The organism is Janthinobacterium sp. GW821-FHT03C10 (assembly GCF_059420865.1).
The window spans coordinates 49,314-70,739 of the sequence record NZ_JBWKUN010000003.1 but is presented as its reverse complement, the minus strand read 5'-3'; the positions used below and the strand labels follow the sequence as shown (position 1 = coordinate 70,739).

Here is a 21,426-nt window from a genome sequence, read left to right as displayed (position 1 = left end):
TGTGCTCCTCTTCAGGTTCGGGTTGGATTTGAATCAAAACGGGCAAGTGGTGCCTGCCGGCAGCTTGCGCGCGATCAAGGCCAGGTCCCGCACATCGACCACGCCATCGTTGTTGACGTCGCCATTCAAGCGGGGGCCCCGCTGTCCCAGCCTGAGGCGGACCTGCGCCACGTCGGCACAGTTGACCTCGCCGACCGTGATGCGCAGCGCATGGTTTTGCTCGACTAACTCTCCGCGCAAGATGAGTTTGCCTGGAAGCAAGGGCAGGCGCAGCACGCCCGGCACGGGCGAGATGCCACCGCCCGCGCGCAGGATTTCGGTGCTATCGCCCGGCCGGAGCGTGACGCCGGGGGCCAGCGTCACGTAGATCTCGCCCTCCAGCTCCGCGCCGGCCGCGACCTCGAGCCGCGTCGGGTTGCTGCTGGCAAAGGCGTCCGGCAGTTGGATCTGCCCATTAAACGGCAAAAACAGGTCGCCCTTGATCTGGCGTATGCCCCGCAGCCGCAACACGCCGTTATTGACGAACTGGGCTTGGAGTGTGCCGCCGGTGTAGTCGAAGGTGCCGTTGTTGTAGATAAACAGCGCGCTCAGGGCGCCGCGCGCCAGCGTGTAGGCGCTATGCCCGCCGCCGATCGACAGCGTGCCCTCGAAGCCGCTGAGAATCGGACCCTTGGCTTCGATCTGGTGGGTGCCGCCATTCTGGATGAACACGCCAGTGCCATCGATGCCCACCCATTCTTCGTTGCTGGACAGGATGCCCTGGTTCAAGGTGTAGCTGCCGACACCGCCGGCGCCGTAGCCCAGGGTCAGGCGGCGCAGCACCTCGTTGCTGCCATTGTCCTGTGTAAAGCTGCCGCTGCCGTTAAAGCCGATATCCTCCACCTCGGACCTGAGCGTGGCGTCCACGCCGTCGAGCACGTAGACGCCTGAACCGCCCGCCGTTGCACCGAGCACCAGGGTCGGCGTGATCATGGTTCCTTCGGTCTGTTCCAGCCGGCCTTTGCCGACTATTCCGACGGCGGTCAGCATGGCTTCCAGGCCCGCCTGCGCGCGTAGCGTCATGTTGCCGCTGCCGCTGGCATCGATCCTGAGGTCGAGCAACTGGGCCGGCGCCGCGGCGCTGTCGCGCGTCACGGTCCGGTCAATATCGTCATGCTGCAGCAGATACACTGTCCCGCCCGTCGGCTGGACGGTGCCGCCCGTCCCGTCCGGAGTGTCGGACCAGTTATTGCCTTCTTCCCAGAAACCGCTGCCATTGATCCAGTAATGCGTATTGCTGGCGAAAAATGCCTGCAGGGAGGCGAACCAGGCGGGCGCCAGCTTGTCGTAGCCCTGCTGGGTGGCCGGATGGGTGCCGTCCGTGAAGTCCGCCAGCGTCAGTTGCGCGCCGGCGTCCACAAAATGGGTATTGTTACGCTCCGTTGCCAGCGTGCGGACATTGTTGTTGTAGTCGCCAATGTATTTGTTCAGAATGAATTCGCCCAGCAAGCGGAGCGCAACCTCGTACTCGCTCTCCGCCAGGACGGCATCGCCGTCAGCATCTGCCGCGCGGAAGATACTGCCCAGATCAGGATTTAATTTCTTGCGGTTCAGGAAGGCGTTCACCGCGCTGGTGAACTTCGCCTGATCGACCGCGCCGCTTTGGCCGCCGACTATTTCAAACGAGAGTCCTTGTGATTTCAGGTAATCGAGCAGGGTATGCGTTACCTTTGGCCCGGTGCCGTCGAGGGGATAGCCCATCGGCGGGATGGACGAGACAAAGATCTCCACTTTCTCTCCGCGGTCCTGATAGTCCTTGTTGATTTTCTGGATCAGCGTGGCAAGCTCGCTGGCCAAGGCGACCAGGCCCAGGGGGCCGAAACCGGAGCGGATGTCGATTTGCCTGAAATCGTTGGTGCCGGCCATCAGCAGGATGATGGCCGGCTGGAAGGTGTTCCATGCTGCCGCGCCGGTGATATCGGCGACCGTGGCGCCCACGGCGCCTTGATGGGCAAGGTAGTTGGGCGGGTCGACGGGGTCATGACCGCCGCCGACGTAGTCGATTTTCTTGCCGGCCGCCAGCAGGTCGGTGAGCAGCTTCAGCCGGTAGCTGCGCTCCGGCCTCAAGGGATAGCCGGCCGTCAGCGAATCGCCCAGCGGCATCACTTTGATCTGCAGTGGCGGCTCGTCCGCGCAGGCGAGCGATGCCGCGCTCAGCCACCACAGCAAGATGAAGGCGCGCAGGATCTGCCGCGTCCATGAAAACAGGATGGCTTGGATGGGGAAATTGCGGGGCATAAATCCTCCGGACGGGCTGCAGGGCATCGAAGTAGCGCCAAGTCCAACGATCTGCTGGGCTGGTGCGCCAGGCCGAACTATGCAAAGCCTGTGCCATTCGCCGCAAGTGGTTGATTTTTCAATGTATTTATTTGGCTCAACGGACCAGTGCGGCGGGAATGTAAAAAAATCCGGCATCGGCAGCCAGGGGCGGCATCCGCGCAGGGATGTCTTGAGCGCAGTGCTGATTTGATCGATGATCGCATCACGCCGCCGGGTAGCGGCATCATCTCGGAGGACTGCCCAAGCTGCCTTCGTTCAACGGGCGGCTTGCAATCCGCATGCGGACCTCGCCCAACCCGGGCACGATATTTCCGTCGACACTGATGCCGCGGTGGCGGCGAAGCGCCAAGAAGGCCGTTTACGAAAAAGAGATAAAAAAAACGCCGCCAGTTCGCACCGGCAGCGTTTTTTCTTGAAGCAAATCAAACCGTGATCAGGCGCCGGCTTTTTCCAGCTTCTCGAAAATCTTGTTCAGCTTTTCATCGAGGGTCGCGGCCGTGAACGGCTTGACGACATAACCGCTGGCGCCGGCTTGCGCGGCGGCGATGATGTTTTCTTTTTTCGCTTCGGCGGTCACCATCAGCACGGGCAGCTTGGCCAGTGCGGGATCGGCGCGGATATGCTGCAGCATCGTCAGACCATCCATGTTCGGCATGTTCCAGTCCGAGACGACGAAATCGAACGATTCCGCGCGCAGCTTGGCCAGGCCCATCACGCCGTCTTCCGCCTCATCGACGTTGGCATAACCCAGTTCCTTCAACAGATTCCGGACAATGCGGCGCATCGTCGAAAAATCGTCAACGACTAAAAATTTCATCTTTGGATCAGCCATGAATAACTCCGTTGTTTCTGTAGCGGTTTGTTAATAATATCGACATGAATGCCGACATTATGGTCGACACTACGGCAGCAAGTTGTAGGATAGCATTTTCGTTGCTTTTAGGCGAACAAACTTGCCTCAGATCATATAAAACGTGGCTTACACGCGCAAAGCACGCATGCCGTGCGCCGCCAGGTGTCCCAGCACCATGCCAGGCAGCGCCGTCAGAGCGCCGACCTCATGCGTAGCGCCGACGGCGATCGCCTCGCGCGGCATGCCGAACACCACGCAACTGGCTTCATCCTGCGCAAAATTATACGCTCCTGCGGCCTTCATCTCCAACATGCCTTGTGCGCCGTCCTTGCCCATGCCGGTAAGGATCACGCCGACGGCATTTTTCCCGGCCGATTGCGCGGCCGAACGGAACAGCACATCGACGGACGGGCGGTGGCGGTTCACCGGTTCGCCCTGGTCGATCTTGGTCATGTAGTTGGCGCCGCTGCGCGTCAGTGTCAGGTGCGAATGGCCGGGTGCGATATAGGCGTGGCCGGGCAGCACGCGTTCGCCGCCCGCCGCTTCCTGCACCGAGATCTTGCACAGCGAATCGAGGCGGCGCGCAAACGAGCGCGTAAAGCCTTCCGGCATGTGCTGCGTGATCAGGATGCCGGGGCAATCGGACGGCATCTGCATGAGGAATTCGCGGATAGCTTCCGTGCCGCCCGTCGAGGCGCCCACGATGATCAGCTTCTCGCTCGACGTCAACGGGCTGCGCAGCGCAGGCAGCGGCGCGGCCGCCTTGTCGCCGGCCGACGGCAGGGTGCGCGCGCGGATGCGCGCCTTCGAGGCGGCGCGGATCTTGTCGGCGATCATGTCCGTGTACTCGCGCATGCCGCTCTGGATGGAAATCTTCGGCTTGGTGACGAAATCGACGGCACCCAGTTCCAGCGCGCGCATGGTGATTTCCGAACCGCGCTCGGTCAGCGACGACACCATCAGCACCGGCATCGGGCGCAAGCGCATCAGCTTTTCCAGGAAGTCCAGGCCATCCATCTTCGGCATCTCGACATCGAGGGTCAGCACGTCGGGGTTGGTCTGCTTGATCATCTCGCGCGCCACCAGCGGATCGGGCGCCGCCCCCACCACTTCCATGTCGGGCTGGCTGTTCACGATTTCCGTCATGACGCTGCGGATCAGCGCCGAGTCATCCACGATCAATACCTTGATCTTCATAAATATCCTTCCAGGCCTTGCGGCCCTTATTCTTTATTAAATTAGTAAACGGACAAAACCGGCGCAAGCCGCACAGCGCGACGCGCAGCAGGTTTGGTCCGCTGTCACTAGAACAGTTCGACCTCGCCGCCCACCGGCGCGACCTTGAGGCGGCTGGCGTAATCGAGTTCGCGGCGCACCAGCGTGTCGTTGTGCGTCTGCATCAGCTTTTTCACCAGCACCTTGCCGCTGCGGGGGAAGAAATACACCTTGCGCGGGTGGATGTCGTTGAGGTCTTCGGCCACCACGCGCATCTTTTCCGCCTTCAGGTAATTGATGACGAAGGCCGCATTGCGCTCGCCCACGTTGATCGCCGTGAAGCCGCGCAGCACGGCGCCGCCGCCGAACACTTTCGCTTCCATGTTCTCGCGCCGCGCGCCGGCCTTCAGCAAATCGTTGATCAGGATTTCCATGGCATAGGTGCCATAGCGCATCGACGCGGAAATCGGGCTGTTCGGATCGCTGCCGCCGTCGGGCAGCATGAAATGGTTCATGCCGCCCAGGCCCGTGACACGGTCGCGGATGCAGGCCGAGACGCAGGAGCCGAGCACGGTGACGATCAGCATGTCCTTGTTGGTAAAGTAATACTCACCAGGCAAGATCTTGGCGGCGTCACAATTGAACGTCCTGTCGTAATAGACGTTAGTGGCGAATTGCTCTTTGGATTCCAGGCTCATATCTCACTCTCATGTACGATGCGACGATGCCTTGGGCGCGGCGCCCCGAGGCTGATCGAGCTCATAGACTGTTTTACCGCGCAGCTTCAATGAATCCGACACGTACAGAAAATTCTCCGAATGGCCCGCGAACAGCAGGGCATCGGGCTTCATCAAGGGCACAAAGCGCGACAGGATCTTGCGCTGCGTCGCCTTGTCAAAATAAATCATCACGTTACGGCAAAAGATGACGTCGAACTGGCCCGTCAACGGCCAGCCGTCGGCCAGCAGGTTGAGCGGCTTGAAGGTGATCATCTGGCGCAGTTCCGGGCGCACCCGCACCTGCCCTTCGCGGTCGCCCTTGCCGCGCAAGAAGAAACGCCGCGCGCGGTCGGCCGGCATCTTGTCGAGCCGGTCCAGGTTGTAGACGCCATTGGCGGCCGTGGCCAGCACGTTCGTGTCGATGTCCGTGGCGATGATGGTGACCGGCGGCGTGAGCGTATTGAACGCCTCGCACACCGTCATGGCGATCGAATACGGCTCTTCGCCGGTGGAACTGGCCGAACACCAGATGGTGATCGGCCCGCTCAGTTTTTTCACATGCTCGGCCAGCAGCGGGAAGTGATGCGCCTCGCGGAAGAACGACGTCAGGTTGGTCGTCAGCGCATTCGTGAACGCTTCCCATTCGTCGCCCATGCGGCCCGCCTCCAGGTCGTCCAGGTAGCGGACGAACGAGGAGATGCCCGTCGCGCGCAGGCGCCTGGCCAGGCGGCTGTACACCATCTCCTGCTTGCTGTCGGCCAGCGCGATGCCGGCCCGCTTGTAAATCATGGCGCGGACCCGTTCGAAGTCCTTGCCAGTGAAATCAAATTCCTTGACCGAATCCGTTTTAGTTTGCGGCATTTTGTTTTTACCTCTCTATGACTACTCTGACCAATGCCTTTGCAAGTATAACTAGCGGGACCGGGTCGGCGTCAGAACTCTTCCCAATCGTCGCCGCCGGCCGCCGCCAGCTTTTTCGCCGGCGGTGGCGTGCCGGCTTGCGCCGTCTTTGCCAACCGCCGTGTAGTTGCCGCCACTGCAGGCGCCGGCCGTGCCGCCGCTTTGACTACTGGCGCGGGCATGGCCGCCTGCGCCGCGCTCTCGCCGTCCAGCTTGAAGATGCTGACGGCGTCGGCCAGTTTCTGCGCCTGGTCCTGCATGCTTTCGGCCGCCGCCGCCGCTTCCTCGACCAGCGCCGCATTTTGCTGCGTCATCTGGTCCATCTGCGCGATGGCCTGATTCACTTCCTCGATGCCATGGCTCTGTTCCTGCGTCGCCGCCGTGATCTCGCCCATGATGTCGGCCACCTGCCGGATCGACGTGACGATCAGGCCCATGGTCTGTCCCGCTTCGTCCACCAGGCGGCTGCCGGCATCGACCTTGTCGACCGAGTCGCCGATCAGGCCCTTGATTTCCTTCGCCGCGCCGGCCGATCGTTGGGCCAGATTGCGCACCTCCGACGCCACCACCGCAAAACCGCGTCCCTGTTCGCCCGCGCGCGCCGCTTCGACGGCCGCATTCAGCGCCAGGATATTCGTCTGGAACGCAATGCCGTCGATGACGCCGATGATATCGACGATCTTGCGCGAACTGTCCTTGATGGAACCCATCGTGTCGACCACTTGCGCCACCACCTTGCCGCCCTGCTCCGCCACCGACGACGCCGACACGGCCAGCTGGTTGGCCTGGCGCGCGTTGTCCGCGTTCTGCTTCACGGTCGACGTCAGTTCTTCCATCGACGATGCCGTCTCTTCGAGCGAACTGGCCTGCGTTTCCGTGCGCGCCGACAGGTCCGCATTGCCGCTGGCGATCTCGCGCGACGCCACGGTGATGGTGTCGGTTCCCGTGCGCACGTCGCTGACCGTCTGCACCAGGCTCGCGTTCATGTCCTTCAATGCCTGCTGCAGGGCGCTCGTTTCATCCTTGCCCTCGACCACCACGCGCGAGGTCAGCTCGCCGGCAGCCACTTTCTGCGCCACGGCCAGGGCGCCCGACAGCGGCACCGTGATCGAGCGCGTGATGAAGATGGCGCACCAGGCGCCGATCGCCACCGCCGCCCCGCCCAGGATGAACAGTACCGTCATCAGGCGCGCATCGGCCGCCAGCGAATCGTCCATGAAGCTTTGCTGCGCCACATGCTGCAAGTCGAGCAGCTTGTTGATATCGGCCAGGGTCGCCTTGTTCAAGGGGTCGATGTGGGTGGCGATCACCTTCGCCGCGCCCTCGCTGTTAAACGCCAGCACCTGCCCCATCGCCTCCTTGAAGGCGGCATCGACTTCGCCGTCGGCCTTGGCGATGTTGGCCAGCAGCGCCTTCTCGCCATCGGACAGGCCCAAGGTGGCCAGCTTGCCGCGCGCGCCGTCGTACAGCTTGCGCTGCTCGCGCACCTTGCCCTCTTCCACCTGCATCAGGCCCACATCGCCCTGCAGGCCGATGTTGCGCATGGCGATGCCGGTTTCCAGCATCGCGCTTTTCATCAGCGACGCCTGCGTATTCTTTTCGCTTGCCAGCTCCAGGCCCGAGAGCAACTGAGCCTTGTTACGGTAATTCAGGGCATTCGCCGAAACGATCACCACCACCAGGATGGCGAGGATGCTGCCAAAACCTATCCCCAGCCGGGTGCCTATCTTGAAATCGCGCAAACTCATTACAGTCTCCAATATTTATGTGAACGGCGCCCGTTCAACCGGACGGCGCCGTGTTATGGCCGGGTCTCTGTCGGACCTTGCAGCCTGCCGGCGCGCCTCTAGCAAGTAACCCCCAATAAATTATTATGATTTCTGACTTCCATAACCGGCGCTGTGCGGCGTTGCCCGCAGCTAGCAGTGCTCGCACTGCGTCGCTGCGGGCGCCTTGCACAGCATCCGGTTCTGTTCGTCATAAATTCACAATAATTTCCCGAGGATTACTTTCCCGCGCCGGTACATGCATATCTGTAGTGATTCTTTGCGTGGTAAAACGGCGGCGCACCGCGCGCCGCCATGCTGCAGCTTACGCCGCCAGCTTGTCGATCAGGCCCATCTCGCTGCTCGACATCAGCTTGTCGATGTCGACCAGGATCAGCATGCGCTCGTCGATGGTGCCCAGGCCGATCATGTAGTCGGTCGAGAAGGCGGTGCCCATTTCCGGCGCCGGCTTGACCTGCTCCGGCGTCAGGGTGGTGACGTCGGAAACGCTGTCGACCACCATGCCGACGATGCGGCCGCCGATGTTCAGGATGATCACCACCGTGAACTGGTCGTACACGGGCGTGCCCAGGTTGAACTTGATGCGCATGTCGACCACGGGGATGATGATGCCGCGCAGGTTGATCACGCCCTTGATGAATTCAGGCGCGTTGGCGATGCGGGTGACCGCTTCGTAACCACGGATCTCCTGGACCTTCAGGATATCGATGCCGTACTCTTCGGAGCCCAGGGTGAAGGCCAGGAATTCACGGCCGGCGATGTCCTTGCCGTCGCCCGCATTGCTTCCGGATGTTTGTTGAGTATCTGACATGGTGCGTTTTCCTATCTTTATCTATCGGTATTACGAAAAAATGGACTCGTCGGCCAGCTGGCGAGAGGAACGGATCAGGGCGGCGACATCGAGAATCAGCGACACGCCGCCATCGCCCAGGATGGTGGCGCCGGAAATGCCCACCACCTTGCGGTAATTCGATTCGAGGTTTTTCACCACGACCTGCTGCTGCCCCACCAGGTCGTCGACAAACAGGGCCGCCTTGCGCCCTTCCGTCTCGAGGATCACGCAGATGCCTTCCGAGGGACTGGTAAAGCGCGGCGCGATGTCGAACATCTGGTACAGCGGAATCAAGGGCAGGTATTCGCCGCGCACTTTCACCACCTGCCCCTTGCCACTGATGTCCTTGATGTCCTCAACGGCCGGCTGCAGGGATTCGATGACAAAACCCAGCGGTAAAATATACACTTCGTCGCCGACGCGGATCGACATGCCGTCCAGGATGGCCAGGGTCAGCGGCAGCGAAATGGAAATCGTCGTGCCGAAACCCTTGGCCGAACGGATGTCGACGACGCCGCCCATGGCGCTGATATTGCGCTTGACGACATCCATGCCCACGCCGCGGCCCGACACGTCGGTCACGGCTTCGGCGGTGGAAAAGCCGGGCGCGAAAATCAGCTGCCACACGTCGGCGTCGCTCATCGACTCGGACACGTCCAGGCCCTGCTGCGCGGCCTTGGCCAGGATGCGCTCGCGGTTCAGTCCCGCGCCGTCATCGGACACTTCGATGATGATGTTGCCGCCCTGGTGGCTGGCCGAGAGGAACAGACGTCCCGCCTCGGTCTTGCCGGCTGCCACGCGGGCGGCCGGCATTTCCACGCCATGGTCGATGCTGTTGCGCACCAGGTGCGTGAGCGGATCGACGATGCGCTCGATGAGACCCTTGTCCAGTTCCGTGGCGGCGCCATTCGTGATGAAATCGACCTTCTTGCCCAACTTGGTGGCCAGGTCGCGCACCATGCGCGGGAAGCGCGAAAAGACGAAATCCATCGGCATCATGCGGATCGACATCACCGCTTCCTGCAAGTCGCGCGTATTGCGCGTCAGGTGGCTGACGCTGTCGAGCAGTTTTTCATGCAGCATCGGGTCGAGCGCGCTGGCGCGCTGCTCGATCATCGCCTGCGTGATCACCAGCTCGCCCACCAGGTTGATCAGCTGGTCGACTTTCTCGATCGAGACGCGGATCGACGACGATTCGGCGCCGGCCTTGTCGCCCTCTTTCTTGGCCGGTTTCTTTTCCTGCTCCGCTTCGGCCACAACGCTCGCCACGGCCGGCGCGGCGGCGGCGCTGGCGCTGCCCGCCTTGGCGGCGTCGGCGCGGATCTGTTCGAGCGGCTGGAAGAAACCGTAGCCCTGTTCGGCGTCGCTCTGCACGCCGGCGGCGGCCCGGATATCCTCGATCGGCTGGAAGAAGCCATAGCCGGGGTCCGTCGCGCCCTGTGCCGCAGGCGCGCCTGGCAGCGGGTCGAAGAAACCGTAGCCCTGGGCCTTTTCCTGCGCCGCGCGGGCCGCATCGGCTTCGCCCGGCGCCAGCGGCGGCGCCTGCGTGATCACCATGTCGTCGGGATTGAGCACGAACGAGCAGATGGCCAGGATATCGTCCAGGCTTTCATGCGTCGTCACTTCCAGCACCTTGCGCGCGTCGGGCAGGCTGGATACGGCGACGTCGCCCAGCAAGCCCAGTTCGGCCGCCAGCGCATCGACTTCGCGCGGCTCCATGGCCGGCAGCTCCAGGCGGATGCGATGGCCGCCGGCATGGCTGACGGCGGCCTTTTCCGCCGTATGGAAAGCTGGCGCGACGGGCGTGAGCGCGGCCACCGGCACGTCCTGCGAGAACGACTGCAGCATCATGCGCACGTTGGCCACGGCATCCTGGTCGACGGCGCTGCCCAGGCGATGGCCGTCGAGCTGCATCTTGAGGATATCCTTGGCCGCCAAGAAGGCGTCGACGTGTTCCGCCGTCAGGGCCATCTGGCCCTGGCGGATGCGGTCGAGCAGCGACTCGAGGATGTGCGTCACCTCGCTCATGTCGGAGAGGCCGAACGTCGATGCGCCGCCCTTGATCGAGTGGGCGGTGCGGAAAATGGCATTCAGATCTTCGGCGTCGGGCGCCGCAATATCAACGGCCAGCAGCAGCCGTTCTTTTTCAGCCAGCAGTTCTTCGGCCTCATCGAAAAAGACCTGAAAAAACTGGCTAATATCGATGGTCATAGGGTGACTCCGTCAATTGCATCGTTGTGCTGCGCGGCTGGCATCAGCCGATCACCTTCTTGACCACTTCGATCAGGCGTTGCGGATCGAACGGCTTGACCAGCCAGCCATTGGCGCCGGCGGCACGTCCCTTCGATTTCATCTCGTCCGACGACTCCGTCGTCAGCATCAGGATGGGTACCTTCTGGTAGGTCGGCAGTTCGCGCAGCAGCTTGATCAGCTCCAGGCCATCCATGCGCGGCATGTTCTGGTCCGTCAATACCAGGTCCACGGTTTGCAGCTTGGCTTTTTCCAGTCCATCCTGACCGTCGACGGCCTCCACCACCTGGTAACCGGCGGCTTTCAGGCTGAACGCCACCATCTGGCGCAATGAGCTGGAATCGTCCACTGCAAGTATCGTTTTGGCCATCTTTGCTCCCACTTATTCCGGGCATCCTGCCCGAGTATTTGATTAATCAATCCATGCAACCACAAGCGCTCCGCACTGGCATGCTAGAACAGCTCGATGTCGCCGCTTTCCAAATGCTGTTGACTGACAGCCTTGCGCAGCACGCTGCGCAACTCCAGGCTTTGAATCGCCAGCGCCATGCTGACCCGCCCCAGCAAGGCGACAATTTCTTCATTGTCGCTCTCCGGCAACATCTCCGCACCATGCTCGCCCAGGGTCCCGAGGAACTCGCGCAAGCCCGTCACGCGCTTCAAGGTGCGCTCGATCAGCTGGCTGGTCATGTCCTGGAACTGCAGGCTGGTGATGGCGGCATTCACATAGCCCCCCACCTCATCCTGCAAGGCCAGCAGTTTTTCCCGCTGCTGCTCGGCAGGAATACCGCCGTCGAGCAGCAAGGCGATCGTGTCTTGCTGCGCAGCGACGGCTGCGTGTATCGCCATGAAATTGAAGGACAGCTTCTCGATCGCCTCTTCCAGCAAGATGCCGGTCTGCACCAGGTCGGTTTCCACCTCCGTCAAGTGCTTGCGGCCATGGTCCGACACGCCAGACAGCAGGCGCTTTACATGCGAGCCAAGTATTTTCTTTCTTGTCATAAAGGTCTCATTGTTTCAATACACCACGCGTCGACAGCCTTGCGTGTTATTTTTTCGCCGCTGCCGGGGCGGGGACTGGCGCCGCCGCGGGCGGCGCGCCGGCCGCCAGCCCGGAAGCGACAGCGGCGGAAGCGGCATCGGTCACCGGCAATTCGATCGCCGCGCCATCGCGCAGGACATTTTCTTCCGTGCGCTTGTTCATGACGATGATGCTGATGCGCCGGTTGATCGGATTGAAGGGATCGAGCTTGTCCAGGTGCGCGGCCGAACCCAGGCCCACCACGCGCAAGACCTTTTCTTCCTTCATGCCGCCGATCACCAGTTCGCGCCGCGACGCATTCGCGCGGTCGGCCGACAATTCCCAGTTGCTGTAGCCGGCATCGCTCATGTAGGGCGTCGAATCCGTATGCCCGGACAGGCCGATGCGGTTCGGCACTTCATTGAGCACGGAGCCGATGGCGTGCAGGATTTCCTTGGTGTACGGTTGCAGGTTCGCATTGGCGAGCGCAAACATCGGACGGTTCTGCTCGTCGACGATCTGGATGCGCAAGCCTTCGCTGGTGATATCGAGCAGCAACTGGTTCTTGTATTTTTTCAGCAGGGGGTTGGCGTCGATGGTCGCTTCGATGCGCGCCTTGAGCGCCTGCAGGCGCTTGCCTTCCTCGCGCTCGAGCGCGGCCTTGGCGGAATTGAGGTCGAACGATTTGCGCTGCTGCTCTTCCTGCGCCTTGCGGACCTGCCCATCCTGGCGCGACAGGTCCTGGCCGCCGCCCTGGATCACGGAATTGCTTTCGCCGCTGCCGGAGCCGCCCGCCATGGCCACTTTCAACGGTGTCTTGAAGAATTCGGAAATGCCGTTCAAGTCGCCCTTCGAGGTGGAGCCGAGCAGCCACATCAGCAGGAAGAAGGCCATCATGGCCGTGACAAAGTCGGCGTAGGCGATTTTCCACGCCCCGCCATGGTGCCCGCCAGCCGTCTTCTTGATACGCTTGACGATAATCGGGCGCATGCCTTCATCGGCCATGGCGTCCCCCTTCCGTGTGCTGCAAATGACTCATGGTGTCCAGGCGTATATTCACTGCTTACTTCGTTTTCGATTTCTTGATGTGGTCTTCCAGCTCATTGAACGTCGGGCGCTCGGTCGAGAACAGCACCTTGCGGCCGAACTCCACGGCCAGCGCCGGCGCATAGCCGTTCAGGCTGGCCAGCAGGGTCACTTTCACGCACTGGAACATCTTGCTCGACTCTTCCAGCTTCTGCTCCAGCAGGCTGGCCAGCGGGCCGACGAAACCATAGGCCAGCAAGATGCCGAGGAAGGTGCCGACCAGCGCGTGCGCGATCAGCATGCCCAGCTCGGCCGGCGGTATGCCCACCGATTCCATCGTGTGCACCACGCCCATCACGGCGGCGACGATACCGAACGCGGGCAAGCCGTCGCCCACCTTGGCGATCACGTGGGCCGGCACGGCGCCTTCATGATGGTGCGTCTCGATTTCGTTGTCCATCAGGTTTTCGATCTGGAACGCATCCATATTGCCCGACACCATCAGGCGCAGGTAATCGGTCATGAATTCGACGATGTGATGGTCGGCCAGCACGGCCGGGTATTTGGAAAACAGCGGGCTCTCTTCCGGCTTGTCGATATCGCCTTCGATCGACATCAAGCCTTCCTTGCGCACCTTGCTGAGCACTTCGAACAACAGCGACATCAGTTCCATGTACAGCTCTTTGGTATAGCGCGAGCCCTTGAACAGGCTGGGCAAGGCGGCGATCGTCGCCTTGATGGCCTTGTTATTGTTACCAACAAGGAAGGCGCCCAGGGCGGCGCCGCCGATCATCAGCAACTCCAGCGGCTGGAACAGCGCCGCCAGATGGCCGCCGGCCATTGCGAAGCCGCCAAAGACCGAGGCGCAGACGATGATGTATCCGATTATGACTAACAAGTGCCCTGACTCCCAATAATGGCCGAGGCTGTGCGCCCGGCATGTTCAAACCTGTTTCCGTCTTCTGGCGGCTGCGCCGCCGGCAAGGACAGCGGCAAAAAAAGTAACCGGAAGTTAATTGAAATGTGCTGCTTTTCAATGCAATTCCGAGAAAATGCCGTGTGGAACTACAATAACGTGAGATTGCCCTCCGGGCAAGCAAATAACGCAGACAATTGCTTAAAAGCACCATATGTAAAGCAAAGGGCCACCCTCTGTGGCGGCGATGGTCTTATCGGGCTCGCGCGCGGCGATCCGGAATTCGTAACTAATAAGCATGCTACCGGGCAACATCTCCCTTTCCGCCTTGATCCACAGGGCCGCCATCGCCGCCGGCGACAGGTAGGCAAACACGGCATCGTAGCGGCCGAAGTCGAGTCCTTCGTAGTCGCCGCGCAGGAAGCGCGCGCGGCTACCCGCCAGCCGCGCGCGCAAGCGGCTGGCCAGCCACGGCAGCGGCGCCAGTTCGATGCCGGAAAACTGCCCGTCGGGCCGGCGCCGCGCCAGGTCCAGCACCAGGCCGCCCAGGCCGCTGCCGATATCGACCAGCCGCACGCCGGGCCGGTCCGCGATCAGCTCGGCCACCGCCTGCCACACCTTCGGCCCCGACGGATAAAACGGCACTTGCGTACGGAATGTGGACCAGTACAGGCTCAACAGGAAAACGAACGCCGCCAGGAATACGCCCGGAGGCAAATCGAGCAGGCTGGCGCCCAGCAAGGCGGGCGCAAACAGCAGGCCGATGGCGCACCACCAGCGCGCCAGACCCGCGCGCCAGGTAAGAAGCGCCGCCAGCACGCCCTGCACCAGCGCCACGGCCGGCAGCGGCATGGTCGCGCCGGCGCGCGCCAGGCCATATACCGATAGCAACATCAAGGGAAAGGCCAGCGCCTGGATCAGGATCGCCTTGAGCGCGGGTGCGCGCAGGATTTGTTGCAGCATGGGACAGCCATCGGAGGAAAACGCCAGTGTAAGCGAAAGCACCATGAAAAAACCGGAGTCCGGTCTGGCGACCGCTCCGGTTTTCACTGAGGCTATTCTTGAAGCAGGATCAGGCGACGACGCCGGGCGGCGCGACAGCGGCCGCCTCATCGCGCGCCTTCTTGGTCTTGCCGGCGCGCGAAGGCATGTGGCACAGGCCGCACACATAATCGGCGTTCAGGTCGAGGCAGTTGACGACAAACTTGCCGCCGCACTTGCCGCAGGGCGCCATGTCCAGCATCTTGCTGCTGAAAAAGCGCACCAGGGTCCAGGCCCGCGTCAGCGACAGCAGCGGTTCTTCGCCCGCTTCGGGCGGCATCTGCTCCAGATACAGCTTATACGCCTTCATCACGGCTTCGATGCCGGTGGCGCCCGCGTGGTCGATGAGGAATTTGTGGATGTTGATGAACAGCGAGGAATGGATATTCGGTTGCCAGGTGAGGAACCAGTCGGTGGAAAACGGCAGCATGCCCTTGGGCGGCGAGACGCCCTTCAATTCCTTGTACAGATTCAGCAGGCGTTCGCGCGACAGCGAGACTTCCGTCTCCAGCAGTTGCAGGCGTGCGCCCAGCTGTATCAATTCGATGGCCAACTGGATTTCCTGCGCTTCCGATACGACACTTTTCTTGGCCATGCTGTGTGCTCCGCGACTGACTGATACTGACTAACTGATACTGACTAAAAGATTGCCGGCAAAATGTTCAGGGCAAGGCGCGTTGCCGAAGACAGTACGAATGTACGGCGAGGCAATGCAACGCAGCCATGGACGTTTTGATGGGAACCTTAAGCGATTTCTTCGACGCCCTGGCCGGCCATCAGGATGGCAGCGTGCGACTGGGCCAGCGAGCGGTCTTTATTGTAGTTCGTCAGCATGCCCAGGATGGCGCTGTCGTCGAAGCGGAAGCGGGCCAGCATCATGTTGCCGCCAGCGAGCTTCAGGATCTGCGCATTGCTCATGCCTTCGATCAATTCGGCGATGTCGGCGGCAATGCCCAAACGGAAGATGGCCGTTACCTTGTCCGCACGAATCATTTGCTGCGCCAGCATCAGGTAGCTCAGGTTAGCGTCGCGAATCTCAGCCATCATGTCGTTAGCAGTCATTTCCATCTCCTCAATCCGTTGAATTCAGCCAGCATTGTTTGTTGCCAGTGAGATACATTCTGCAGGAGCAACATTAAACGCAACAGAGGCGCAGCGCTGTATTTTTGGTCGGGGAATGGCGGATGGGACCGTAGGTGTTTGTCTGACAAACACTGCTCGATCATGGTCGCACGCCAGTAACGGCGCGGATGTGGGTGCATGGCTCTGCGACGGGATTACCCGACTTTTGGCCTGTAAAAAATATCACTTTTTTACAACAACTTGATCAGAATCAAGCCTGTCTACCTAGATAACGGCTGCCTTGGCAGGAACTTTAGGGCTTTTTTGAAAAATATTTCAAAGACCCGCATTCTTTTTCGGCCGGATTGACACCGTTCATGTAATCGTTGACGGCGGCGCCTGGCAAAACTTTAGGGCGATTTGAAAATATTTTTAAAAATCGTGATTTTTTTCGTTGACGCCCCGCAGGCAGGCACTTTTCGCGCTGCAGCCAGGCTGGAAATTCCGCTTTCCGGCGTGGATTTGCTACACTGCCTGCTTCCGCACAATACTTTAAGCTTCAAGCAATATCGTGCCATTGAGACAAGTATCAACATGAAAGCCACCATGATTTCTCGACATGACTGCAGCGCGCGCGACCTCGACGATCCCCTGGCGCCCCTGCGCCAGCAATTCGATTTGCCGCAAGGCGTGATTTACCTCGACGGCAATTCCCTGGGCGCGCGGCCGAAAGCGGCGCTGGCCCGCGCCCAGCACGTCATCACGGCCGAATGGGGCACGGACCTGATCCGCAGCTGGAATACGGCCGGCTGGTTCGACCTGCCCAAGCGCCTGGGCGACCGCCTGGCGCCGCTGCTGGGCGCCGGCACGGGCGAAGTGGTGATCACCGACACCACCTCCGTCAACCTGTTCAAGGCGCTGGCCGCCGCCCTGCAGATGCAGGCCGGCGATCCCGCGCAGGCCGCGCGGCGCGTCATCGTCAGCGAACGCAGCAACTTCCCCACCGATCTGTACATGGCGCAAGGCCTGGCCGCCTGGCTCGACCGGGGCTACCAGCTGCGCCTGGTCGACAGCCCGGACGAACTGGCGCAAGCCATCGATGCCGATTGCGCCGTCGCCATGCTCACGCACGTGAACTACCGCACCGGCTACCAGCACGACATGGCCGCCATCAGCAGCCATTGCCACGCGCAGGGCGCGCTGGCGCTGTGGGACCTGGCCCATTCGGCCGGCGCCGTGCCGCTGGACCTGAACGGCGCCGGCGCCGACCTGGCCGTCGGCTGCACCTATAAATACCTGAACGGCGGCCCCGGCTCGCCCGCCTTCATCTGGGTGCCGGCAAAACACCAGGCGCGCCTCCGCCAGCCGCTGTCCGGCTGGTGGGGACACGCCACGCCGTTCGCCATGGACCCGGGCTTCGCGCCTGCCGACGGCATCGCCCGCGCCCTGTGCGGCACGCAGCCGATCGTCTCGCTGGCCCTGGTCGAATGCGGCCTCGATATCTTTGCGCAAACCAGCATGGAAGCCATCCGCCGCAAGTCGCTGGCCCTGACGGATCTGTTCATCGCGCTGGTGGAACAGCGCTGCGCCAGCCATCCGCTGGGCCTCGTCACGCCGCGCGAGCATGCGCGGCGCGGCAGCCAGGTCAGCTTCACGCACCCGCACGGTTATGCCGTGATGCAGGCGCTGATCGCGCGCGGCGTGATCGGCGACTACCGCGAGCCGGCCATCATGCGCTTCGGCTTCACGCCCCTGTACACGAGTTTTACCGAGGTGTGGGATGCCGTGGAAATCCTGCGCGACATCCTCGACACACTAGCCTACGACATCGCCGCCAAGCGCGATGCCGTCACCTGACCCATCCCATGAGCGACGACAAGAATATGAACAAGGAAAACACCAGCGGCTGCCCCATGCATGCCGGCGGCCAGGATGCGCAGTGGCATGGCGCGCAGATGGACTTCAGCGAATCGATGAGCTACGGCAACTACCTGGCGCTGGACCGCATCCTGACGGCCCAGCATCCGCTCTCCCCCAACCACAACGAGATGCTGTTCATCGTGCAGCACCAGACGAGCGAATTGTGGATGAAGCTGATGCTGCACGAAATGCACGCCGTGCGCGCCAACCTGCAAAGCGGCGACCTGGCGCCCGCGTTTAAAATGCTGGCCCGCGTGGCGCGCATCATGGACCAGCTGGTCCATGCCTGGGACGTGCTGGCCACCATGACGCCGCCCGAATACACGGCCATCCGTCCCTACCTGGGCGCCTCGTCCGGCTTCCAGTCCTTCCAGTACCGCGAGATCGAATTCATTTTGGGGAACAAGAACGCGGCCCTGCTCAACGTGCATACGACGGCTCCCGACACCTACAAGGTGCTCGACGCCGCCCTGCGCGCGCCGTCCGTCTACGACGAAGCCATCAAGCTGCTGGCGCGCAGCGGCCTGCCCATCGCCCCCGAACGCCTGGACGCCGACTGGACCCTGCCGACCGCCTCCGACGCCTCCGTCAAGGCGGCCTGGCTGGAAGTCTACCGCGACCCGTCGAAACACTGGGCCCTGTACGAGCTGGCCGAAAAGCTGGTCGACCTGGAAACGGCCTTCCGCTTCTGGCGCTTCCGCCACGTGACGACGGTCGAGCGCATCATCGGCTTCAAGACGGGCACGGGCGGCACGGCGGGCGTCAGCTATTTGCGCAAGATGCTCGACGTGGTATTGTTCCCGGAGTTGTTCGCCCTGCGCACGGAGTTATAACCTAAGGAGCATCGATGTCGCCTCTCGTCCTGACCCTGGCCGGCCTGTGGAATTCCGGGCCGCAGCACTGGCAAACCCATTGGGAAGCGCGCCACCCGCAATGGTCGCGCGTGCAGCACGGGGAATGGCAGACGCCGGACAAGGACGAATGGGTGGCGGAGCTCGACCGTGCCATCGCCGCCTGCGAGCGAGCGCCCGTGCTGGCGGCGCACAGCCTGGCCTGCACGCTGGTGGCCCACTGGGCGGCCAGCGGCTCGCCGCACAGGATCGCCGGCGCCTTCCTCGTCGCCCCCAGCGACGTGGAAGCGCCCTCCTACCCCGCCGGCACCACGGGCTTTGCACCGATGCCGCTGCAAGCCTTGCCGTTTCCCAGCCTGGTGGTGGCCAGCGGCGATGATCCCTACGTCAGCTTCGCGCGGGCGCGCGCATTTGCCGCCGCCTGGGGCAGCGATTTCACCATGATCGGCGACGCCGGCCATATCAACGGCGATGCGGGCTACGGTCCCTGGCCGGACGGCGAACAGCTGCTGCTGGACTTCTGCGCCGCGCACCAGCCCTGAACCACAGGCGCGCACACGATACGCGTGCGCGCATTTGCCCACAAGTAAGAACGCAGGCAGAATCGTGGCCTTTCCATTGCGGCGCCCCGGCGCCAGCCTTACGATGAAACGTCCGTTCTTGCCCGCTCTCCTGCCCTTGCTGCTCTGCTCCGCGCTAGCCCACGGCGCGCCCTTCTACGAAGGCAAGAGTCTCGCCCATCCCGCCATCAGCGCCTCGCAAGACAGCGGCCTCGACATCGCCTTCCTCAAGGAAAAAGACGGCGTCAACGGCTATTACTGCGAGTGCACGAACAGCGCTTCGAAAACCTTCCTGCTCGACCAGTTCGGCAATGCCGTCATCCGCTCCGTCTTCTATGCGTCGCTGGACAAGGAATCGGACACCAGCGTGCAAACCATGCTGGTGCTGTTCCGCCAGGGCGACAGGAACGGCTTGCGCGCCTACCGCTACCACCGCAGCTCCGGCAAGTACCGGCGCCTCGACGGCTTGCAGCCGGCCCTGAACCGCATCGTGGCGCAAAGCGCCGCTCCCAACGCGGGCCAGGTCAAGGCCGCGCTGGCGAAACTGGCGCCGATGGACTACAGCGTCGCGCGCGGCAAGAGCGGCAATGCGGACTTCGACGCCATCGACCATACGCAAGGCAGCATCGTCGGCTACTACAGCGACGAAGGCAAGCCTGTGGCGCCCGGCGGCAAGGACGCCATCACCTACAAGAAAACCTTCCAGAAAAAAGGCGAGCGTTTTCTCACCGCCAGCTACACGCTGTACAGCGATGCGGGCGCCGGCATCCTGCCCAATTACCGCCTGTGGCAAGTGACGTGGGAAACGGCGCCGCAGCAGTTCACGGGCAGCGAAGACGGTCCGTCCGTCATCTACAGTCTGGCCTGGGACGACGGCTCGGTGGTCGAGCGGGGCCAGTACGTGAAAGGCAAGCGCCAGGGCCTGTGGGTGCGCGAGGGCATGCATGAAGGCAGCGAAAAAGGCCATTTCGTCAATGGCCTGCAAGAAGGCATGTGGTACTTCAATTATCCCAAACAGAGCGAGAGCGGCATGTACCGGGCCGGCAAGCGGGAAGGCCGCTGGACGGTCGTCAACTATGCCGATGAAGAGGAAGTGACGGGCTTCGACACCTACGCGGATGGCCAGCTGAACGGCCCGCACGAACGCCGCATGGGCGGCAAGCTGCGCACGCGCGGTAACTACGTCAACGGCGCGCGCCATGGCGCGTGGATCACGGAAGACGGCGACGGCAGCTTTATCGACGGTTTGCGCGACGGCCCGTGGACGCTCAAGCTCAAGGACAAGGCCACGCAAAGCGTCGCTTTTGTGAAAGGCAAAAAACAGGGTGAGGCCCTGGACACGGATGCGCAAGGCGCGCTGCGCCAGCGCGACCATTACCAGGCGGGCGTGCTCGATGGCAGCCGCACGCGCTATCTGGGCCCGGCCGGCAAGGAATACGTGGTCTACACGGCCACCTACCGCAACGGCCAGCTCGATGGGCGGGAACAGGCGTTCGACGACAGCGGCAAGATCCTGCGCCTCGACACCTTGTGGGACAACGGCAAGAAGCAGGGCCTCGATGCGCGCTACTACCCGAACGGCAAGCCGGAACGCCTGGCCGTCGTCGACCAGGGACGCCTGCTCACGCACCTGCGCGAATACTATGAGGACGGCCAGCTGTTCAACGACATCCACCGCTGCACCTTCAAGGAGTACGGCAGCACGCGCGACGACGTGTGCGAGTACCACCACATGTACTACCCGGACGGCAAGCCGCAGTACTATTACGCCTTCCAGTACGGCCAGCGCCAGGAAGGCTATTCGAACTACCCGAACGGCAAGCGCAAGGATGAACTGCTGGTCGACCGCGCCGCCGACACTTCCGTCGTCAACGCGTATTACGAAAGCGGCCAGCTCAAATGCACGGAGCCGCGCAGCGGCCACAGCACGCGCACGGTGAATGGCCAGACCATGATCAGCTACGCTTCGGCCGACCGCGATGGCGACAATATCTGCTACCACCCGAATGGCAAGGTGGCCAGCATCTACACCTTCCGCAAGCGCGTGCTCGTCGAATGCGGCAAGCGCTACGACGACACGGGCAAGCAGACGTTCCCGGGGCCGGAAGGCTGCCCTCCCCCCAGGAAGGTCGACTACCCGATAGGACTGTGACG

At 62.3% G+C, this 21,426-nt stretch carries 19 protein-coding genes; 4 read left to right on the top strand and 15 right to left on the bottom strand.

All coding sequences use genetic code 11. The annotated features are described in order from the left end of the window. Positions 1-33 precede the first annotated feature (33 nt). The 15 genes from AC07VH_RS11515 to flhD form a co-directional block, all read right to left on the bottom strand. A complete protein-coding gene (locus tag AC07VH_RS11515; RefSeq protein WP_494787941.1) occupies positions 34-2,277 on the bottom strand; it encodes an SGNH/GDSL hydrolase family protein in 2,244 nt (747 codons plus the stop codon). A 475-nt stretch (positions 2,278-2,752) separates the two neighbouring features. Beyond that, positions 2,753-3,151, bottom strand: a complete 399-nt coding sequence (gene cheY, locus AC07VH_RS11510) for a chemotaxis response regulator CheY (RefSeq protein WP_026132837.1) — start codon at positions 3,149-3,151, stop codon at positions 2,753-2,755. Positions 3,152-3,298: 147 nt separating this feature from the next. Continuing rightward, positions 3,299-4,369 carry a protein-glutamate methylesterase/protein-glutamine glutaminase gene (locus AC07VH_RS11505; protein WP_475413560.1) on the bottom strand — a complete coding sequence of 357 codons (1,071 nt, stop codon included), beginning with the start codon at positions 4,367-4,369 and terminating at the stop codon, positions 3,299-3,301. A 107-nt stretch (positions 4,370-4,476) separates the two neighbouring features. Then, on the bottom strand, positions 4,477-5,085 hold the full coding sequence (cheD, locus tag AC07VH_RS11500) for a chemoreceptor glutamine deamidase CheD (RefSeq protein WP_034758343.1): 609 nt from the start codon (positions 5,083-5,085) through the stop codon (positions 4,477-4,479). Between the two features lie 9 nt (positions 5,086-5,094). Next, positions 5,095-5,967 carry a CheR family methyltransferase gene (locus tag AC07VH_RS11495; RefSeq protein ID WP_035826600.1) on the bottom strand — a complete coding sequence of 291 codons (873 nt, stop codon included), beginning with the start codon at positions 5,965-5,967 and terminating at the stop codon, positions 5,095-5,097. Positions 5,968-6,038: 71 nt separating this feature from the next. Then, positions 6,039-7,754: a methyl-accepting chemotaxis protein gene (locus tag AC07VH_RS11490; RefSeq protein WP_494787939.1), complete on the bottom strand. Its 1,716-nt coding sequence runs from the start codon at positions 7,752-7,754 to the stop codon at positions 6,039-6,041. A gap of 343 nt (positions 7,755-8,097) precedes the next feature. Continuing rightward, positions 8,098-8,604 carry a chemotaxis protein CheW gene (locus tag AC07VH_RS11485; protein WP_034758356.1) on the bottom strand — a complete coding sequence of 169 codons (507 nt, stop codon included), beginning with the start codon at positions 8,602-8,604 and terminating at the stop codon, positions 8,098-8,100. 30 nt (positions 8,605-8,634) lie between these two features. Continuing rightward, positions 8,635-10,836: a chemotaxis protein CheA gene (gene cheA / locus AC07VH_RS11480; protein ID WP_494787938.1), complete on the bottom strand. Its 2,202-nt coding sequence runs from the start codon at positions 10,834-10,836 to the stop codon at positions 8,635-8,637. A 43-nt stretch (positions 10,837-10,879) separates the two neighbouring features. Beyond that, the gene (locus AC07VH_RS11475) at positions 10,880-11,245 is read right to left on the bottom strand and encodes a response regulator (RefSeq protein ID WP_034758362.1); all 366 of its coding nucleotides are present in this window, start codon (positions 11,243-11,245) and stop codon (positions 10,880-10,882) included. Between the two features lie 83 nt (positions 11,246-11,328). Then, positions 11,329-11,877, bottom strand: a complete 549-nt coding sequence (locus tag AC07VH_RS11470) for a hypothetical protein (RefSeq protein ID WP_034758366.1) — start codon at positions 11,875-11,877, stop codon at positions 11,329-11,331. Positions 11,878-11,923: 46 nt separating this feature from the next. After that, on the bottom strand, positions 11,924-12,901 hold the full coding sequence (gene motB / locus AC07VH_RS11465) for a flagellar motor protein MotB (RefSeq protein ID WP_475413563.1): 978 nt from the start codon (positions 12,899-12,901) through the stop codon (positions 11,924-11,926). Positions 12,902-12,959: 58 nt separating this feature from the next. Then, on the bottom strand, positions 12,960-13,820 hold the full coding sequence (gene motA, locus AC07VH_RS11460; protein WP_034758373.1) for a flagellar motor stator protein MotA: 861 nt from the start codon (positions 13,818-13,820) through the stop codon (positions 12,960-12,962). A 219-nt stretch (positions 13,821-14,039) separates the two neighbouring features. Continuing rightward, entirely contained in the window at positions 14,040-14,801 is a 762-nt protein-coding gene (locus tag AC07VH_RS11455; RefSeq protein ID WP_489628148.1) for an SAM-dependent methyltransferase, read from the bottom strand. A gap of 109 nt (positions 14,802-14,910) precedes the next feature. After that, on the bottom strand, positions 14,911-15,474 hold the full coding sequence (gene flhC, locus AC07VH_RS11450; protein ID WP_152282605.1) for a flagellar transcriptional regulator FlhC: 564 nt from the start codon (positions 15,472-15,474) through the stop codon (positions 14,911-14,913). A gap of 149 nt (positions 15,475-15,623) precedes the next feature. Beyond that, positions 15,624-15,941 (bottom strand): flagellar transcriptional regulator FlhD, encoded by a 318-nt coding sequence (gene flhD / locus AC07VH_RS11445; RefSeq protein ID WP_010396649.1) that lies wholly within the window; start codon positions 15,939-15,941, stop codon positions 15,624-15,626. Positions 15,942-16,547: 606 nt separating this feature from the next. Between flhD and kynU the strand changes: the two genes are divergently transcribed. The 4 genes from kynU (at position 16,548) to AC07VH_RS11425 (ending at position 21,424) form a co-directional block, all read left to right on the top strand. After that, a complete protein-coding gene (kynU, locus tag AC07VH_RS11440) occupies positions 16,548-17,798 on the top strand; it encodes a kynureninase (protein WP_494787936.1) in 1,251 nt (416 codons plus the stop codon). An 8-nt stretch (positions 17,799-17,806) separates the two neighbouring features. Continuing rightward, the gene (gene kynA / locus AC07VH_RS11435) at positions 17,807-18,694 is read left to right on the top strand and encodes a tryptophan 2,3-dioxygenase (RefSeq protein ID WP_475413566.1); all 888 of its coding nucleotides are present in this window, start codon (positions 17,807-17,809) and stop codon (positions 18,692-18,694) included. Between the two features lie 14 nt (positions 18,695-18,708). Beyond that, positions 18,709-19,254: an RBBP9/YdeN family alpha/beta hydrolase gene (locus tag AC07VH_RS11430; protein ID WP_494787935.1), complete on the top strand. Its 546-nt coding sequence runs from the start codon at positions 18,709-18,711 to the stop codon at positions 19,252-19,254. Between the two features lie 103 nt (positions 19,255-19,357). Beyond that, positions 19,358-21,424 (top strand): hypothetical protein, encoded by a 2,067-nt coding sequence (locus AC07VH_RS11425; RefSeq protein ID WP_494787934.1) that lies wholly within the window; start codon positions 19,358-19,360, stop codon positions 21,422-21,424. The last annotated feature ends 2 nt before the right edge of the window (positions 21,425-21,426 follow it).

Bases quoted from the DNA above. Each gene is read 5' to 3' on its own strand.
- AC07VH_RS11515 (WP_494787941.1), bottom strand. From the start codon at position 2,277: ATGCCCCGCAATTTCCCCATCCAAGCCATCCTGTTTTCATGGACGCGG.
- cheY (WP_026132837.1), bottom strand. From the start codon at position 3,151: ATGGCTGATCCAAAGATGAAATTTTTAGTCGTTGACGATTTTTCGACG.
- AC07VH_RS11505 (WP_475413560.1), bottom strand. From the start codon at position 4,369: ATGAAGATCAAGGTATTGATCGTGGATGACTCGGCGCTGATCCGCAGC.
- cheD (WP_034758343.1), bottom strand. From the start codon at position 5,085: ATGAGCCTGGAATCCAAAGAGCAATTCGCCACTAACGTCTATTACGAC.
- AC07VH_RS11495 (WP_035826600.1), bottom strand. From the start codon at position 5,967: ATGCCGCAAACTAAAACGGATTCGGTCAAGGAATTTGATTTCACTGGC.
- AC07VH_RS11490 (WP_494787939.1), bottom strand. From the start codon at position 7,754: ATGAGTTTGCGCGATTTCAAGATAGGCACCCGGCTGGGGATAGGTTTT.
- AC07VH_RS11485 (WP_034758356.1), bottom strand. From the start codon at position 8,604: ATGTCAGATACTCAACAAACATCCGGAAGCAATGCGGGCGACGGCAAG.
- cheA (WP_494787938.1), bottom strand. From the start codon at position 10,836: ATGACCATCGATATTAGCCAGTTTTTTCAGGTCTTTTTCGATGAGGCC.
- AC07VH_RS11475 (WP_034758362.1), bottom strand. From the start codon at position 11,245: ATGGCCAAAACGATACTTGCAGTGGACGATTCCAGCTCATTGCGCCAG.
- AC07VH_RS11470 (WP_034758366.1), bottom strand. From the start codon at position 11,877: ATGACAAGAAAGAAAATACTTGGCTCGCATGTAAAGCGCCTGCTGTCT.
- motB (WP_475413563.1), bottom strand. From the start codon at position 12,901: ATGGCCGATGAAGGCATGCGCCCGATTATCGTCAAGCGTATCAAGAAG.
- AC07VH_RS11455 (WP_489628148.1), bottom strand. From the start codon at position 14,801: ATGCTGCAACAAATCCTGCGCGCACCCGCGCTCAAGGCGATCCTGATC.
- flhC (WP_152282605.1), bottom strand. From the start codon at position 15,474: ATGGCCAAGAAAAGTGTCGTATCGGAAGCGCAGGAAATCCAGTTGGCC.
- flhD (WP_010396649.1), bottom strand. From the start codon at position 15,941: ATGACTGCTAACGACATGATGGCTGAGATTCGCGACGCTAACCTGAGC.
- kynU (WP_494787936.1), top strand. From the start codon at position 16,548: ATGATTTCTCGACATGACTGCAGCGCGCGCGACCTCGACGATCCCCTG.
- kynA (WP_475413566.1), top strand. From the start codon at position 17,807: ATGAGCGACGACAAGAATATGAACAAGGAAAACACCAGCGGCTGCCCC.
- AC07VH_RS11430 (WP_494787935.1), top strand. From the start codon at position 18,709: ATGTCGCCTCTCGTCCTGACCCTGGCCGGCCTGTGGAATTCCGGGCCG.
- AC07VH_RS11425 (WP_494787934.1), top strand. From the start codon at position 19,358: ATGAAACGTCCGTTCTTGCCCGCTCTCCTGCCCTTGCTGCTCTGCTCC.